Here is a 16,387-nt window from a genome sequence, read left to right as displayed (position 1 = left end):
AATGCTTTGCTTGTAGAACATAAATTTTGAACCAGGGAGGTAATAAAATGTATATCCTGGCCATAAACGGCAGCCCCCGAGGAAGGGATAGCAATACTGACAGGATGCTACAGCCTTTTTTAGCAGGTGCCCGGGATGCAGGAGCCACCACGGATGTCATATATGTGGTGGATTTGGACATCCGTGATTGCCAGGGCTGTTTTATGTGCTGGACAAAGACCCCGGGCCGCTGCATCTTACAGGATGACATGAAGGGAGTGCTGGAACAAATCAAAAAGGCCGATATTTTAGTGCTGGCTACTCCCCTATATCATTTTGGCATGACAGCCCGATTGAAGCGCCTGTTGGAGCGCACACTGCCCCTAGCTGACCCTCACATAATCAAGAAAGGCGACCATTTTTCCCATCCGGGACGGGAAGAACATAGGATGGATATGGTATTGATCGCCAACTGCGGTTTCCCGGACAGAGTCCATTTTAAAGCCCTGGAAGAGCACATGTGTCAGCTAACTAAGGATCGGCCGGGCAGCCTCTTGGCCAGCATCCTGTGTTCTGGCGGGGAAATGCTGCGGTTTGGCGGTGATGGTTTTAAGTGGTACTATGATGCACTGCGCAGGGCCGGGAGAGAGATAGTAGAAATGGGTCACTTATCTTCCGAGACTGAAAGTATTTTAGCAAAGGAATTGGTGCCCCTGGAATCATTCCTCAATATGGCCAATGCTTTCTGGGACAGCAAGATTACTCCGGAGGGGGTGGAGGGAAATAAATCCGATTTTACATCAGAAGAGCATTTTACTGGGGATTCCGGAAAGAATGAGGCTGGCGAAAAACGAATAGAACAAATTTCTAAGCCTAATATGCTTCCCCGCGACTGCCGAGAAGCCGTCATGGGTATGGTGATGGTCTTTAACCCCAGGGCCGCCGGAGATATGAAGGCTGTGCTGCAGATAAACCTCACCGGGGAAGGCGGTGGGGAATTTTATATGGTTATTCAAGAAGGCCGTTGTTCGGTCCATGAGGGAAAAGCGGAAAATGCCACAACGGTGATCACGTCGCCGGCGGATGTGTGGCTTAGCATAGCCCGGGGGAAACTGGACGGAGCCGGAGCCTTAATGCAGGGGCTTTATAAAGTGACAGGAGATTTTGGCATAATGCTTAAGATGAAGGATTTATTTTCAGGTACCGATTCCAAAGACGAAGCACCAGCATGCCCGGCGGGGCCGCTTCCCATACCGGGCATGATGTGGCTCACGGTAGCCTTCCTGCCATGGATTTTCAACTGGATCGCCACAGGTATGGAATTGAATCCTGCTGTAAAATGGGGTGTGCCTGCCCTTGGTTCATTGCTCATATGGGGCTACAGGAAATATTATAACAGCCCCACCTGGATGGATAGCATATCGGCCGTTTACTTCCTGGTTGCCGGCGTTTTTGCTCTAGCCGGTTACCCGCTGTCACCTGCAGCGGGAGATTTTAGCGGAAACCTGGTCCTGGGTGCCACATGGCTGGCCTCGTTGGCCAAAGAAGTACCACTTACCGCAGAATATTCCAGGTGGAACTATCCGGCCAGTCTCGCTGATAATCCCATGTTTTTGCGGACCAATGCCATCATCACAGCGGTATGGGGCGAGGCCTACCTCTTCATGGCTGTAATGGTATTGATGATGAATCTCATACCGGAATACAAAATTCTCTGGATGGTTTTGCGGTACCTACCTCTGCTCCTGGCCGGCGTATTCACCGCCTGGTTCCCCGACTGGTACCCGGCATATATCGCAGCTGGTGGGAACAAGCATAGATAAAAATCGTTGCATATTTCAGATTGGCTCCGATGTATTATGTGCAAGAAACCTGAAACAGCTTAAACTGGTCTCTCTTTAATTTGTTGCTACCCAGGCTGAATGTCGCTTGTGAGTCCGAGGGGGTTATGAGTATGTTTTGCGGAGTGCGCAAGACAATATGCTTGTAGATAGAGGGAGGAGAAAATGTTGGATACTAAACTAAAACCTGCTTATGTTCTGTCGATCTTTATCGCAGTCTTAACTTTGGTTGCATCCGCAGGTGGGCTTTTCATCGGCAATTTGTACCGGGACAACTCCACCTTTATTCTGATAGGATGGTATGGAAATGACTTGGTCACACTCTTTGTCGCTTTCCCGCTGTTGATTATAACGTTGATTATGTCGATACGCGGTTCGCAGCGAGCACAACTGGTCTGGCTAGGGATGCTAGATTACACGCTATACAATTACGCCTTTTACCTTTTCGGTGCTGCTTTAAACCTATTTTTCTTGATTTATGTTGCATTGTTCACGTTGTCGATTTTTGCACTTATCTTTGGACTGGCGAACATTGATGTCAACTCAATCAGCCAGAAATTCCAGGCGAGGACGCCTGTCAAATGGGTTAGTAGTTACATGATGTTATGGGCTATTTTACTAGGGATAGCGTGGATCGGTCAATGGCTAAATTTTGTTGTAACGGGACAGCTTCCGCAGAGTGGCTTAGATATGGATGGTTTCAAACTGGTGGCTACTCTGGATTTATCACTTGTAGTGTCGGGTCTTGTGTTGGGAGCGATCTGGTTGTGGAAGCGCCGCCCTTGGGGATATGTATTGGCAGTGATGTTCAATGTCAAGGGTTTTATTTATACACTGGTTTTAACTGCCGGTTCTTTATTGCAGGCTAATGCTGGTATTGAGGGAACCGCAGCACTGGTACCGTTATGGATTTTTCTTAGTATCGCCTGTCTAATTTCTTTCATGATTTTATTAAGGCATATGAAAAATCAGGCAACGTGATTTTACTCGTGTGGAGGGTAAGGGTTTCATCCTGGGATACGATATATTAATGTACTACAAGGGGATCCATAGGTACGAGCACAAAATAACGCATGTACGATAAAAGGACCGAGGCGTAGCCTCGGTTTTTCTCACTATTGTACCCAAAAAACTTTATGGTGGGCAGAAAGACTGAGAAAACAAGACTGAAACGAAGTATGAGTAAGATGCAGGTGACCTTACGAGAAATACGACGTTGGCAGGTTAAAGAGCTTAAAGAAAGTATTTCCGTTAACGCGTCCGAAACTTTCAACTTGAATACGGAAAGTAAAATCAAGAAATCCATGAAGATTCTAAAGAAAAGTTGGAAATATTCCTCTGCCAAAAACGGTACAGTCAAGAAAGTTCACTCACTCATTGACAAGGTTTATCATCCCACAAACCTAAAACTGGCCTGGGAAAGAGTGAAAGCAAACAAAGGTAAGAAGTAGATGGTCTCATTGTACCTGACCTTCCCCCGGAAGAAGCCAGGATTCTGAAGCAAATTACGGATCCGGCTGAAATAGACTTGATTTTTTTAGCAGCTCCTACCAGTACTGCCGAACGCATGGAAAAAATAGCGGCTCTGGCTCGCGGTTTTATTTATTGTGTTTCGGTGACGGGAGTAACAGGCAGCAGAGAAAATATTGCTTCAGGTTTAGAAGCTTTTTTGGCTCAAATACGCTCTCACACTGATCTGCCTCTGGCAGTGGGTTTTGGTATAAAAAGCCCCGAAACGGCAGGTAAGGCTGCCGCAATAGCCGATGGCGTGATTGTAGGCAGTTCCCTGATTGAACGGATTGAAGAAAATCTACCTCTGGTTAAGGATGAACCTGAGAGGGTAATTAATAAAGTTTGTGCTTATTTCGCAAGTCTAAAAAAAGCTGTGGAAAATACTCATTTTGCCATGAACTAAATACTGTTATGAAAATATAATCGGCAGGGGTTAGATTTCCCTGCCAATTTTTTATTAAAACTCCATTGTCTGAACTGTGTCGGGAATAATTAATGTAGCCTGGGTTTTGGCTTGAATTTCTTCCACAGTAACTCCAGGAGCCAATTCCCTGAGGACGATTCCTTCTTCGGTTACTTCCATTAAACCTAATTCTGTCACAATGTAATCTACCTCACCTCTGGCAGTGAGGGGCAAAGTACATTCTTTGAGGATTTTGGGGGCTCCTTCCTTCGTGGTATGTTCCATAGCAATAATGACTTTACGGGCACCGGCTACCAGGTCCATGGCACCGCCCATGCCGGGTACCATTTTACCGGGGATCATCCAGTTAGCCAGGTTTCCTTTTTCATCCACTTCCAGGGCCCCTAAGACAGTGGCAGCCAGATGGCCGCCGCGGATAATGGCGAAGGACATAGCGCTGTCAAAACAGGCTCCTCCTGGCACAATGGTTACGGGCTGACCTCCGGCGTTAACGACGTCTTTTTGTTCTTGACCTTCTGGGGGTGTAGGGCCAAGACCGATAAAGCCATTCTCCGAATGGAGAAAGATATTGACTCCTTCAGGTATATAATTGGCTACAGCCGTAGGCAGGCCAATACCTAAATTTACAACATCACCGACTTTGAAAAAACGGGCAATTCTTTTAGCAATTATTTCCCGCGGATTTGCCATTGTTCGATCACTCCTTTAACCCTTAATAACCATATCAACAAAGATGCCGGGAGTCATGATTTCGTCAGGATCCAGACTGCCAACATCCACAATTTCTTCCGCTTCCACGATGACCAGGTCGGCAGCCATAGCCATTAAGGGGTTAAAGTTGCGGGCGGACCGGTTATAGACCAGGTTGCCGTAAGTGTCGGCCTTGGCCGCTTTAATGAGGGCGATATCGGCACGAAGAGGTGTTTCTAAGAGATAGGTCTTACCGTTCACTGTTATTTTTTCTTTGCCCTTTTCCACAATGGTTCCGATGCCTGTGGGCGTAAGTATGCCGCCTAAACCAGCACCGGCAGAACGAATTCTTTCGGCCAGGGTGCCCTGGGGAACCAGGTCTACTTCCAGTTCTCCGGCGTTCATTTGCCTTCCCGTTTCAGGGTTCGTGCCGATGTGAGAAACAATAACTTTTTTGGCTTGTTTATTGACCACCAGCTTTCCAATACCTTTTCCGACAAAAGCTGTATCATTTGCAATCACAGTGAGGTTTTTCACATTAAGTTCGACAAGACCGTCTACTAGACTCTCCGGTGTCCCCGTACCCAGAAAGCCCCCGATCATAATGGTCTGGCCGTCGGCAAATTTCGCAATAGCCTCCTGTCTGGTGGTTAGTTTATTCATCTTAAAACACTTCCTTTGACAAGTTTCTGGTATTTAAGCCGTTTTTTTCATATTATACTAAAAATATTATACTAACAGCAATAATCCGAGAGCAATAACGAGACCGCTCCAGAGGAGTGTCATCACACAGTAACCCATGATGTCACGGATGCCCAAACCGGCAATACCCAGGAGAGGTAGAGCCCAGAAGGGTTGGATCATGTTGGTCCACTGGTCGCCGTAAGCAATGCTCATGGCTACCACAGTGGGATCAACGCCTATTTCTAAAGCCGCCGGGATATTGATGGGACCTTGAACTACCCACTGGCCGCCGCCGGAAGGAACGAAGAAGTTAATGACACCGCCGGCCAGGAACGTTAACAAGGGGAAGGTCTTTACGGTGGAAATGGAGATAAACCACTTGGCAATAATACCGGCTAAACCTGTCCCTACCATGATACCCTGGATACCGCCGTAGAGGGGGAACTGCAGGGCAATACCGCCGGCACCCTTTATGGCCTGGTTGACGGCCCGTACATAACTGATAGGTGTACCGTGGAGCAAAAGACCGACGAAGAGGAAGATCATAATTACAATATTCAGGTTCAGGTCAAAGCCTTTCGTGGCAAAATGGTTAAAGAGATAGATAAAGCCCATGAGGCATAAGATCCAGGTGACGATTTTGCTGTTCTCCAGTTTAGTTGCAGGTGTAGGATTAGCTTCCACGGTAGGAGCAGGCTCCTCGGCCAAGAGGGCGGGGTTGATCTCGATCACATCGTCTTTACTCTGGGCAATGAATTTAAAAAGAATAGGAACAGTAAAGATAATGGCAAAAGTTATAATCAGGTTGTAGGGGGCAAAAATCGTTTGGCTTACGGGAACAATGCCGATTTGCTTTTCTACCAGGTGGCCTTTGGTAGCCAAAGCCAAAGGGATAGAACCGGAAATGCCGCCATGCCAGATCACAAAACCCGAGTAGGCGGAAGCAACCAGCATGCCATAGTCGATGCCCCGGACATTCTTAGCAATTTCTCTGGCCAAGAGGGCACCAACGACCAGGCCAAAACCCCAGTTGAGGAAACTGGCGAGACCAGTGACAAAAGCTGCCAGCATAACACCCTGTACAGGGGTTTTCGCAGTGCCAGCTAATGATTTGAGGATACTGTGCACTGCGGGGCTGGCGGCCATGGCATGCCCGGTAACCAGGATCAAGGTCATCTGCATGGCAAAAGCCAGGATTCCCCATAACCCATCGCCCCAGGCTTTCAGAATTTCCATAGGACCTTTTCCGGTAAGTCCCAATGCCAAAACATAAGCAATGAAAGTAAGTAAGACGGCAAAAAGATAGGCATCAGGTAAATATTTCTGGGCAATGTTAACGAAAAATTTGGTAAGATTCTTCATGATGGCTCCTCCTTTTTTGAGTTTTTGCTTCCGAGATTACCCCGTCACCTCCTTCAGCCCTCGGACAAGCAGCAGACTCTTTAAAAGGTATTATTGCAAAAATCATGCCAATGATGTAACCGGCTGGAACCCAAGGAAAACAAGGAAACTACAGCATAGCAATAAAAAAGTGTGCATGGTTTTGCACACTGCGAGAAAAACTTTGCATTATTCTTCGCTTTGGAAACCGTATTCTACCAGTTTGTAATGGAGGGCTCGCCGGCTGATCCCCAGTTTCTCGGCAGCTTTGGAACGGTTTCCCCCTGTTTCTTGAAGGACTTTTTTAATAATCTGTTTCTCAATATCGGCCATGACATCTCTAAGAGGGCGTTCAGTGGGCGTAATAAAAAATTGAGCCTGGCTGTCTTTATATTTGTTGATGCTGCGCGGCAGGACCTGAGGGGTGATTTGGGGACCTGTGCTTAATATAACGGCCCTTTCTATAGTGTTTTCCAGTTCCCTGATATTCCCCGGCCAGTCGTAAGCCGTTAAAAGGGTGATGGTTTCCTGGCTCACTGTTAAAGGGGGGCGCTTTAGTTTTTGGCAAAAATGCCCGACGAAATAGTCCACAAGATGAGGCAGGTCTTCCTTGCGTTCCCGTAAGGGCGGAAGATAGATCGGAATAACGTTGAGGCGGTAAAAAAGGTCCTCCCTGAACTCTTTTTTCGACATGGCTTCTTCCAGGTTTTTATTGGTGGCGGCGATGAGCCGGGCGTCTGTTTTTAAGGTTTCCGTGCCACCCAGGCGTTCAAATTCCTTATATTGCAGGGCATGTAAAAGTTTTACCTGGATACTGGGGCTGATTTCACCAATTTCATCGAGAAAGAGGGTTCCACCCCGGGCCAGTTCAAATTTTCCCGGCTTCCGTGTGGTGGCACCGGTAAAGGCGCCTCTTTCATAGCCAAAAAGTTCACTCTCTACCAGGGTTTCGGGCAAGGCGCCGCAGTGGATCTTGATAAAGGGGCCCTGGGCCCTGGCACTGCGGGAATGAATGTAACGGGCCAACAGGTCTTTTCCTGTACCGCTTTCACCCCGCAAAAGGACCGTGGCATCGCTCTTACTCACAATGTCAGCCAGGTTTAGCACTTCCTGCATGGCTTTGCTTTTAAAGACTATGTTTTGCAGATTGTATTTATCGGCGAATTCCCGGCGCAGGGTTCGTAGCTCGGAACTCATACTGTACATTTCCAGGGCTTTTTTGATGACAACCTTAAGTTCTTCCAGGTTAAAAGGTTTTACAAGATAATCAAAGGCCCCCATTTTCATGGCCTGGACTGCTGTTTCAATGGTACCGTAAGCTGTTATCATGATAATCAGAACTTCCTGGTTTTCCTGGCGAATGATTTTAAAAGCCTCCAGGCCATCCATAACTGGCATACGGACATCTAGGAGAATCAGTTCCGGGGAATATTGACGAAAGCGGTTCACGGCCTCCTGTCCATTGCCGGCAAGGATTACGTTATAACCTTCTTTTAACAGGATGTTTTCCAGCAGGGACTGGACGCTGGGTTCATCGTCCGCAACTAAAATATTATAAGTGGTACTAGTCATGTTTCTTAACCTCCTATTTGACTGGTAAGTAAAGGGCAAAACAAGTGCCAGTGCCTAACTCGCTGGTAACTTCTATATACCCCTGGTGGACTTCCATGATTTTATCGGCCACAGCCAGGCCCAAACCCGTTCCTTTTTCTTTCGTGGTGTAAAAAGGGTCAAAAAGGCGGGGAATATTTTCCGGCGGGATGCCTGTGCCTGTATCGATAATTTCTATACAAATATGCTGGCTGGAGGAATCAAAACCGGTGCACAGGGTCAGGGTCCCCGTACTTTCTATGGCTTGAATGCCATTGAGAATGATATTGAGTAATACCTGTTTGATCTGGACAGGGTCAACTTTTACCAAAGGCAGGTTGGAGGCGAAAGCCGTATGAATAGTGACTTTTTTCCGTATCGCCAGGTTATTGATTAGAAGCAGTGTTTCTTGTATTATCTTATGAATATCCACCAGCGTAAACTGAGGAGGCAAGGGACGTGAAAAATAGAGAAGCTGGTCAATCAGGTGATTTAAGCGGTCTATTTCTTTGCTGATAATACGGGTAAATTCCTGGCGGGGATCGTCTTCGGGATAATCTACGGCCAAAAGCTGGAGATAACCGGTAATGGCGGTCAGGGGGTTGCGGACTTCATGGGCTACACCGGCTGCCAGTTCTCCGACGACGGCCAGGCGGTCAGCACGGCGTACTTGTTCTTCTAATTTTTTGGTATCGGTAAGATCACGCATGATGACCAAAATCCCCATCTGTTCATTCTTATTGTTTAGAAGGGGTGTCGTAGTGAAAAGGATAGGGACTTGTTGTTTATTTACGCTTATAGTCAATTCTTTGTTTTGATATAATTCACCCTCGAAGGATTGGTCGAGGATTTTCATTATCTCCGACCAGGGCTGAAATACGTGACGATAATGGTTATCTATGGCGTCTTTGGCAGGGATACCGGTAATCCGTTCACAGGGCAGGTTGTAAATGGTAATGTGGCCCTGCTCATTTAAGGTAAAGAGGCCGTTGGGTGTACTGGCTACGATGTTTTCTGTGTGATGCTTCATATTGGTCATGGCGTCAGCCATTTCATTGATAGCACCCGCTATTTCCCCCATTTCCCCCCGTAAGGGAGGAAGGCGATGGGACATATTTTTGTGAAGGATCTTAAGCCCGTTTTTGATGACTTCTACGTCCCGGGCGATATTCCCGGTCATAAAATAGGCCGTGATCAAGGCGCAGAATAACCCAATAATAATGGTATCGTAGACTTTACTCTCCATACCGGCGATTTGTCCTTCTATGTCCTCTAATAACTCATTGGCCCAGATATATCCGATAATTTTCCCGTTACGAATAATAGGAACCATGCAGTTCATAATAGGACCCCGCACCAGTTTCCCTAACTGGACCATTTCTTTTCCCGTAGCCATGACGGTATAGCCCTGGTGGCCGGGAAAGATAGACTGGCCCACGGTATAGCCAAACTCTGTACTGGGACCATAGGTTAGGATGGCGTCTAAATCTTTAGAATAATAACCAATACCCAATCCGGGGTGAGCGGCAGCCACCTGATCTGTATAAGACTGGAGGGCCTGGTTAAGGATATTTATTTTGGTGGCTCGATCAGCGGTAAGGGCCCCTTCTTTGGCCAGGATATCGTCATAGGTGCCTTCCAGATAAATATCCAGCAGGCGGGCATAACCGAAGAGTTTAGCTTGTTTTTCGTTGAGTAAAGCTGTTTTCGCTCTGTTCATCATAAAGTAGCCCGTAACGATGATAGGCACAGTTACGGTTAAGAGCAGGATGATAATCAGGCGAACCCGTAACGATGTTTTTCGATACATGGTAATATCACCTTCAGTAATTACTAAATTAATGAATTTTCGGAAATCGGGGGGCGAGGAAAATAAGGTGTGAACTAATTTGCACACTTAGTTATTCGGGAGTCCTCGGTAAATTCCTGCTTCCCAAGCAAATTTTAAAATCTTGACAATTTCTTAAGAAGTGGCAGAACCTTTCTTAATGAGTTAGGGGCTAAAATAAGAGTAAGAACAAAAGGAGGTGACCTAAAATGAGAAAATTTATTTACGGGGCTCTGGCTGTTTTGCTGGTACTTTTCCTCACGGTAACCTTTCTGCCCCCGATGAAAGCTAAAGCCGCAGATAATACCTGGTTTCCCGGCTGGCGTCAGAACACTGGTAATGGGTGGACTCCGGGTATGGGCCGCGGAGGTATGCAGGGAGGACCTGGTATGAGGGGCGCTGGTTTTATGCCAGGCCAGATTGCCGACATTTTAGGAATGGACTGGGCTACCTTAAGAACTAAACTGGCAGAAGGAAAATCCTATGGGGATATTGCCAAGGAAAAAGGTATGTCCGTGGAGGAAGTGAAAACTAAACTTCTGGCCAAACATCAAGAGTACTTAGATCAACTGGTTAAAGACAAGAGGATTACCAGTGAACAAGCCCAGGATATGCAAAAATTCATGTCTGAACGTGTACAGGTGATGTTAGAGAACAAATTTGTGCCGGGCCAAGGTTTTGGGGGCAGAAGAGGATTTGGTGGCTGCGGCGGCTGCTGGGGAGGATCCACTGGAACTGCTCCCCAGGGGTTTACGGGTGCAAGATTGTAAGCTAAAGTATAAATAGCAAGGTTCCCGCTTTGCGGGAACCTTCTTTGTACTACCAACTACCAACTATCAACTATCAACTGACTTTCCGGAGGTGGGAAAATGGAGTATCACGTACTGGTTGTTGATGATGAGCCTAAAATTCTTTCCATGATAGAAAATTTTCTCAAAAATGAGGGATTCACAGTGACTACAGCTCAGGAAGGTAATGAAGCCCTGCGCCTTTTCGGGCAGGCTCAGCCTCATGCTGTGATCCTTGATTTAATGCTTCCCGGTATGAATGGACTGGATGTCTGCAAGGAAATCAGGAAGAATTCTACAGTTCCCATTATCATGTTGACGGCCAAGACAGAAGAAATTGATAAACTCCTGGGTCTGGAACTGGGAGCTGATGACTATATAACCAAACCTTTTAGTCTCAAAGAATTATCGGCACGTTTAAGGGCGGTGCTGCGGCGTACCACGCAGTATAGCGAAAAACAAGAGGAACAGGTAATGATACGGGGGGATTTGCAGATAGACCCTGTGAAACGGGAAGTTAAGGTGAAGGGAGAACTAATTCCCCTTACGCCAACGGAATACAACATTTTATACATTTTGGCCAGGCACCCGGGGAGGCCCTACTCCCGGCTGCAGCTCTTAAATATGGCCCTGGACGAAAGCTACCTGGGTTATGAGAGAGTTATTGACACTCATGTGAGCAATTTACGTAAAAAGATTGAACCCAATCCTGCCGAACCTTACTATATCCAAACGGTATATGGTATTGGTTATAAGTTTGGTGAAAAGGTATGAGATGGTCCACACGGTTGATTCTCCTGGTAGTAGGTATGGTCCTTCTTACAGGGATAATAAGCGGAGGCCTGGCCCTTCATAATACTACCACCCAGTTTAACCGTTATGTGGGACAGGCACAGGAAGCCCAAGCCCTGCGCCTTGCTGAACAGTTAGGAGAATATTACGGGGAAAGCGGCAGTTTTCAGGGGGTGGAAATAATCCTGGGAATGCCCCGGGGAGGTATGGGCCGGGGTCCCATGATGCGGGGCATGGGAGGAGTATCTTTTTATCTTAGCGACACCGCCGGACGTGTCCTCTGGCACCCTCTTGCGCGGGAAATAGGGGAAAGGGTTTCCCTGGAAAATGAGAAAGTAAAATACCCCGTAAAAAGTAAGGGGGAGGCCATTGCTTATCTTTTGCCTCTGGATATTCAATTGTGGGGGAGCAGGAACCTGGAGAGTCAGTTTACCACTTCGGTACTTCGTTCTATTGTCTGGGGAACAGCCTTGTCTATCTTCATTGCGGTTCTTTTAGGGCTTGGTTTATCCAGGGCTCTCTTAGCACCGCTACAGAATTTGGTCAGGGCGGCCCGGGAATTTTCCCAGGGCAATCTCACCCATCGCCTGGAAGTTAAAGGGAATCCCGATTTTGGTGAGGTTTTTGCCGCCTTCAATAACATGGCGGAAAACCTGTCACGCCAGGAAAAACTGCGGCGGGAACTGGTAGCTGATGTGGCTCATGAGTTAAGAACCCCCCTGACCATTTTGAGTGGGCATTTAGAATCCATGCAGGAAGGTATTGAAGAGATTACACCGGAAAACATCACCTCTTTGCATGACGAGGTTTTACGCCTGCGTGGCCTGGTCGATGACTTGCAGCAGTTGAGTTTGGCAGAAGCAAAACAGCTGCCCCTTTCTAAACAGGAGGTAAATACGGTCAAATTCGCCCAGGAGACCCTCGCCCTGTTTGAGGCAGAGGCAAAGGAAAAAGATGTGGAGATGAGTTTACGGGCGGAAAATAACCTGCCTTTTGTTTACTTGGACAAAGGTAGAATACGGCAGGTACTCATCAATCTCCTCAGTAATGCCCTCCGTTATGTTCCGCGAGGCGGTAGGATTTTTGTGGATTTAAAAAGGGAAGAAAACCAGCTCTTGATCAAAGTCTCTGACAACGGCCCTGGCATTGAGTCTGAAGACCTCCCCTATATTTTTGATCGTTTCTACCGGGGAGACAAGTCCAGAAACCGCATGAGCGGGGGGACGGGGTTAGGACTGGCTATAGCCAAGGGATTTGTGGAAGCCCACGGTGGCACCATTGGTGTGGAAAGTCATGCAGGCAAAGGGACGGAATTTACCATCAGGTTACCCCTTACAACAGGATAGGTTTTTAAAATAATCCCATCAGGTTTTGGTGGGATTATTTATATTGAATCTGGGGTAAGCAAAAGTTAATATAGGATTAATAGGGATTCAATAAAACCTTAAAGGGGTATACACATGAACAATAAGGATATTTCCCGGAACTTTTTACGCGCCTTAAGTGATACCATTCCCCACGGCATCCTGGCAGTTAATAAGGATGGGAAGATCATTGTCCTGAATAAAGTCTTTTCAGAAATACTAAATCTTTGTGAAGAGGAGGTCCTGGGCAAGGATATTCAAGAAGTGGTGCCCAGGTGTCAAATTCGCACTGTTATGACTTCGGGGCAAGCCAGGACGAGGAATCTGTATAAGCTAAACGGCCGCATCTTTTTCGCCGATTATTTTCCTTTGAAAAACGGGGAGGAGATTATCGGAGGTGTGGCTGTTTTTGAGGATATAACAAAAGTCAAAAAAGTCGAGACTGAACTTCAGGAAGTTACGGCCTACAAAAAAATCCTGGAGGCCGTCTTGGAGAATGCTTACGAGGGTATCGTCATTGTGGACAGGGATGGGAAAATCATCATGTTCAACGGGGCTTACGCCGATTTTTTGGGGATTAAGCCGGAGGATGCTATTGGCCGTCATGTCACGGAGATTATAGAAAACACACGGATGCATGAGGTAATAAAAACAGGTATAGCTGAGATCGGGCAGTTGCAGCGTATTGGCAAGCATAATGCCGTAGTCCAGCGCCTCCCCATAAAAATTAACGACCAGGTGGTAGCGGGAGTTGGAAAAATATGGTTCAAAGATTTACGGGATATGGAAAATCTCTTTAAACATCTAAAATCTTTGCAGGATGAACTGGCATATTACAAAGAAGAGCTGCGACGGACCCAGGGCGGGCGTTATACCATAGAAAATATTGTAGGTAATAGTCCTCATATAAGAAAGCTAAAGGACCTTATCGCCCGCGCTGCCCGGTCTTCATCCACCGTACTTATCCTGGGAGAAAGCGGTACGGGAAAAGAATTAGTAGCCCATGCCATCCACAATCTCAGTAACCGCAGCCATCATCCCTTTGTACGCATCAATTGTGCCGCCATACCCGAAAACATCCTGGAGTCAGAGTTATTTGGCTATGCCGAAGGGGCTTTTACCGGTGCCCAGCGGGGTGGCAAAATAGGTAAATTCGAACTGGCCCACAGGGGGACTATTTTTCTCGATGAAATCGGGGATATGCCTTTTTCCATGCAGGCCAAGCTTTTGCGCTTTCTGCAGGAAAAAGAGCTGGAGCGCCTGGGCGAGAACAAAACCCGCCACATTGATGCCCGGGTCATTGCGGCTACCAATCAGGATTTACCCAAAAAAATAAAAAAAGGGGAGTTCCGCGAGGACTTATACTACCGTCTGCAGGTGATGACCCTGGAAGTTCCGCCTTTACGTGAGCGGAAGGAGGACATCCCCTTTCTTGTAAATTATTTTATTGAAAAATTCAACCGGGAATTTGGCCGGCTGATCCGGAAAGTTGACAGCAAAGTCATGGAGACTCTGCTGAGCTATGAATGGCCCGGTAACGTACGTCAAATGGAAAACGTCATTGAGAGAGCCTATAATTTAACGGAAGGTGATTGTATTACTTTAGAATCGTTGCCCTTATACCTGGCGGAAATGTCACCCAGGACTCCTATTAAGGAGGGGGTAAGCCTTTCTCTCCTGCAGGCCAAAGATGAATTAGAAAAAAACACCATTGAAACCATCCTGAAAGAGGTGCAGGGAAACCGCAGTAAAGCTGCCAAGCTTTTGGGCATAACCAGAGCCTCCTTGTACCAAAAACTTAAGAAGTATGGTCTGATGTAAAAGAATACAGCTGTCCTGTATATTTTTGTAACATGTCACAATTATTGACAGTATACACAGGACATTACCCGCTATTTGTTTTTCCTGTTTATGGTATTAAGGGAATGCCTTAGTACAGACAGGACAAGGAGGAGCGGGCTTTTTTGTATGTAATGACGGAGTCGGGAAAGGGATAGGGGAAAGCCGTTCTAATTGGCACGGTTCTTGCAATATAAAACTATCGAAGATATGTTAATTTTTTCACTTTGAAAGGAGAGATAACAATGCAATTTTTCCAATTTACCGAAGAACAGGAAATGCTAAAAAAAGCGGTGCGTGAGTAACTAACAAAAGGATTATACACCAGCCATTGGTATGGCTAAAACTACTATCCCGGGGATTTGCGAAAGATTTTGCCAGAGGGGTGTTAAATTCTTAAAAGCTTTCTTAAGAATAGCCCTCTCTATATAATTTTTTTATTAACTTTAGGGGGTGTTTTACCAAGAACGCACAAAGTTATTAAAACATTTTTTTAATTTTCAGAACAATTTAAAGGAGGTCATGAAATGGAATTCTCATTATCGCCGAAACACGAAATGTTGAGGACAATGTACCGTGAATTTTCTGAGAAAGAGCTGGTACCAATCGCCGCGCAAATTGATGAGACTATGGAATTTCCTTTTGAAACAGTGAAAAAAATGGCTGAACTTGGTTTTATGGGGATTCCCTATCCTAAGGAATATGGTGGGGCAGCAGCTGGTGACCTGGCGTATATCCTTGCCGTGGAGGAGATTTCTCGAGCCTGTGCATCACACGGGGTTACCCTTTCTGTACACATTTCTTTATGCTGCTGGCCCATTTATAAGTATGGCAATCAGGCGCAGAAAGAAAAATATTTGATTCCTCTGGCTTCGGGTAAAAAATTAGGAGCATTTGGTTTAACCGAGCCCAATGCTGGTACCGATGCTTCTGGCCTGCAGACCAGGGCGGTTTTTGACGGCGATGAGTATGTGCTTAACGGTTCAAAAATATTCATAACAAACGGTGGCATAGCTGATGTGTATGTTGTCCAGGCGGTAACCGACCCTGGCAAGGGCCTAAAAGGCATTAGTTCTTTCATCGTGGAAAAAGGAACTCCTGGCTTCACCTTCGGTAAGAAAGAAAATAAGATGGGTATTCGCGGTTCGGTACAAACTGAATTAATTTTCCAGGATTGCCGCATTCCCAAAGAAAATCTGTTAGGACAGGAAGGCGATGGTTTTAAAATTGCCATGACAACTTTAGACGGCGGACGCATAGGTATAGGGGCCCAGGCCCTGGGGATAGCCCAGGCTGCTTTGGAGGAAGCTGTCAAATATTCTAAAGAACGTATCCAGTTTAACAAACCCATTGCCAACAACCAGGCCATCCAATGGATGATTGCTGACATGGCAACGGAAATTGATGCAGCCCGTTTCCTGGTATACAGGGCTGCCTGGCTAAAAGAAAATAATAAACCTTACAGCAAGGAGGCCGCAATGGCAAAGCTGTTTGCTTCCGAAACAGCTATGAGAGCTAGTCACAAAGCCGTGCAAATCCACGGAGGCTACGGTTTCATAAAGGAATACAGGGTGGAACGCTTGATGCGTGATGCTAAAATAACCGAGATTTATGAGGGAACATCGGAAGTCCAGCGCATGGTTATCGCAGGCGCTACCTTGAAATAAGGGGGGAAG

14 protein-coding genes are annotated in these 16,387 nt (G+C 46.6%); 9 read left to right on the top strand and 5 right to left on the bottom strand.

Annotated elements, in window-relative coordinates; genetic code table 11:
* Positions 1–47 precede the first annotated feature (47 nt).
* From BR63_RS08110 to trpA, 4 genes are all read left to right on the top strand, one after another.
* Positions 48–1,802, top strand: coding sequence for an NAD(P)H-dependent oxidoreductase (locus BR63_RS08110; protein WP_051966264.1), 1,755 nt, complete (start codon positions 48–50; stop codon positions 1,800–1,802).
* Positions 1,803–1,985: 183 nt separating this feature from the next.
* Positions 1,986–2,801, top strand: coding sequence for a hypothetical protein (locus BR63_RS08105; protein ID WP_034425720.1), 816 nt, complete (start codon positions 1,986–1,988; stop codon positions 2,799–2,801).
* Between the two features lie 197 nt (positions 2,802–2,998).
* Complete coding sequence (locus BR63_RS19340) at positions 2,999–3,271, top strand: hypothetical protein (RefSeq protein WP_207724779.1); 273 nt, start codon at positions 2,999–3,001, stop codon at positions 3,269–3,271.
* Positions 3,272–3,279: 8 nt separating this feature from the next.
* Positions 3,280–3,735 carry a tryptophan synthase subunit alpha gene (gene trpA / locus BR63_RS08095; protein ID WP_187142891.1) on the top strand — a complete coding sequence of 152 codons (456 nt, stop codon included), beginning with the start codon at positions 3,280–3,282 and terminating at the stop codon, positions 3,733–3,735.
* Between the two features lie 54 nt (positions 3,736–3,789).
* On the opposite strand, the gene BR63_RS08090 is transcribed toward trpA, so the two are convergent.
* The 5 genes from BR63_RS08090 to atoS all read right to left on the bottom strand — a co-directional run bounded on the left by BR63_RS08090 (position 3,790) and on the right by atoS (position 9,910).
* Positions 3,790–4,446, bottom strand: a complete 657-nt coding sequence (locus tag BR63_RS08090) for a CoA transferase subunit B (protein ID WP_034421942.1) — start codon at positions 4,444–4,446, stop codon at positions 3,790–3,792.
* Positions 4,447–4,461: 15 nt separating this feature from the next.
* Positions 4,462–5,109, bottom strand: coding sequence for an acetate CoA-transferase subunit alpha (gene atoD / locus BR63_RS08085; protein ID WP_034421941.1), 648 nt, complete (start codon positions 5,107–5,109; stop codon positions 4,462–4,464).
* 66 nt (positions 5,110–5,175) lie between these two features.
* The gene (locus tag BR63_RS08080; RefSeq protein WP_034421940.1) at positions 5,176–6,492 is read right to left on the bottom strand and encodes a short-chain fatty acid transporter; all 1,317 of its coding nucleotides are present in this window, start codon (positions 6,490–6,492) and stop codon (positions 5,176–5,178) included.
* A 207-nt stretch (positions 6,493–6,699) separates the two neighbouring features.
* Entirely contained in the window at positions 6,700–8,082 is a 1,383-nt protein-coding gene (locus BR63_RS08075; protein WP_034421938.1) for a sigma-54-dependent transcriptional regulator, read from the bottom strand.
* 13 nt (positions 8,083–8,095) lie between these two features.
* Positions 8,096–9,910: a two-component system sensor histidine kinase AtoS gene (gene atoS, locus BR63_RS08070; protein WP_034421936.1), complete on the bottom strand. Its 1,815-nt coding sequence runs from the start codon at positions 9,908–9,910 to the stop codon at positions 8,096–8,098.
* Between the two features lie 227 nt (positions 9,911–10,137).
* On the opposite strand from atoS, the gene BR63_RS08065 reads away from it, so the two are divergent.
* From BR63_RS08065 to BR63_RS08045, 5 genes are all read left to right on the top strand, one after another.
* Entirely contained in the window at positions 10,138–10,698 is a 561-nt protein-coding gene (locus BR63_RS08065; RefSeq protein WP_034421934.1) for a hypothetical protein, read from the top strand.
* Between the two features lie 99 nt (positions 10,699–10,797).
* The gene (locus BR63_RS08060) at positions 10,798–11,490 is read left to right on the top strand and encodes a response regulator transcription factor (protein WP_034421933.1); all 693 of its coding nucleotides are present in this window, start codon (positions 10,798–10,800) and stop codon (positions 11,488–11,490) included.
* Positions 11,487–12,854 carry a sensor histidine kinase gene (locus BR63_RS08055; protein ID WP_034421931.1) on the top strand — a complete coding sequence of 456 codons (1,368 nt, stop codon included), beginning with the start codon at positions 11,487–11,489 and terminating at the stop codon, positions 12,852–12,854. The genes BR63_RS08060 and BR63_RS08055 overlap by 4 nt, the downstream gene beginning before the upstream one ends.
* Before the next feature lie 114 nt (positions 12,855–12,968).
* A complete protein-coding gene (locus BR63_RS08050) occupies positions 12,969–14,693 on the top strand; it encodes a sigma 54-interacting transcriptional regulator (RefSeq protein ID WP_187142858.1) in 1,725 nt (574 codons plus the stop codon).
* Between the two features lie 545 nt (positions 14,694–15,238).
* Positions 15,239–16,378 (top strand): acyl-CoA dehydrogenase, encoded by a 1,140-nt coding sequence (locus tag BR63_RS08045; RefSeq protein ID WP_034426080.1) that lies wholly within the window; start codon positions 15,239–15,241, stop codon positions 16,376–16,378.
* Positions 16,379–16,387: the final 9 nt, after the last annotated feature.

Source organism: Thermanaerosceptrum fracticalcis, from assembly GCF_000746025.2.
In the GTDB taxonomy this organism is placed as follows: domain Bacteria; phylum Bacillota; class Peptococcia; order DRI-13; family DRI-13; genus Thermanaerosceptrum; species Thermanaerosceptrum fracticalcis.
This window is presented reverse-complemented; position numbering and strand designations above follow the sequence as displayed.

Bases quoted from the DNA above. Each gene is read 5' to 3' on its own strand.
- BR63_RS08050 (WP_187142858.1), top strand. From the start codon at position 12,969: ATGAACAATAAGGATATTTCCCGGAACTTTTTACGCGCCTTAAGTGAT.
- BR63_RS08045 (WP_034426080.1), top strand. From the start codon at position 15,239: ATGGAATTCTCATTATCGCCGAAACACGAAATGTTGAGGACAATGTAC.
- BR63_RS08105 (WP_034425720.1), top strand. From the start codon at position 1,986: ATGTTGGATACTAAACTAAAACCTGCTTATGTTCTGTCGATCTTTATC.
- BR63_RS08060 (WP_034421933.1), top strand. From the start codon at position 10,798: ATGGAGTATCACGTACTGGTTGTTGATGATGAGCCTAAAATTCTTTCC.
- BR63_RS19340 (WP_207724779.1), top strand. From the start codon at position 2,999: ATGAGTAAGATGCAGGTGACCTTACGAGAAATACGACGTTGGCAGGTT.
- BR63_RS08075 (WP_034421938.1), bottom strand. From the start codon at position 8,082: ATGACTAGTACCACTTATAATATTTTAGTTGCGGACGATGAACCCAGC.
- atoD (WP_034421941.1), bottom strand. From the start codon at position 5,109: ATGAATAAACTAACCACCAGACAGGAGGCTATTGCGAAATTTGCCGAC.
- BR63_RS08055 (WP_034421931.1), top strand. From the start codon at position 11,487: ATGAGATGGTCCACACGGTTGATTCTCCTGGTAGTAGGTATGGTCCTT.
- BR63_RS08065 (WP_034421934.1), top strand. From the start codon at position 10,138: ATGAGAAAATTTATTTACGGGGCTCTGGCTGTTTTGCTGGTACTTTTC.
- BR63_RS08080 (WP_034421940.1), bottom strand. From the start codon at position 6,492: ATGAAGAATCTTACCAAATTTTTCGTTAACATTGCCCAGAAATATTTA.
- atoS (WP_034421936.1), bottom strand. From the start codon at position 9,910: ATGTATCGAAAAACATCGTTACGGGTTCGCCTGATTATCATCCTGCTC.
- BR63_RS08110 (WP_051966264.1), top strand. From the start codon at position 48: ATGTATATCCTGGCCATAAACGGCAGCCCCCGAGGAAGGGATAGCAAT.
- BR63_RS08090 (WP_034421942.1), bottom strand. From the start codon at position 4,446: ATGGCAAATCCGCGGGAAATAATTGCTAAAAGAATTGCCCGTTTTTTC.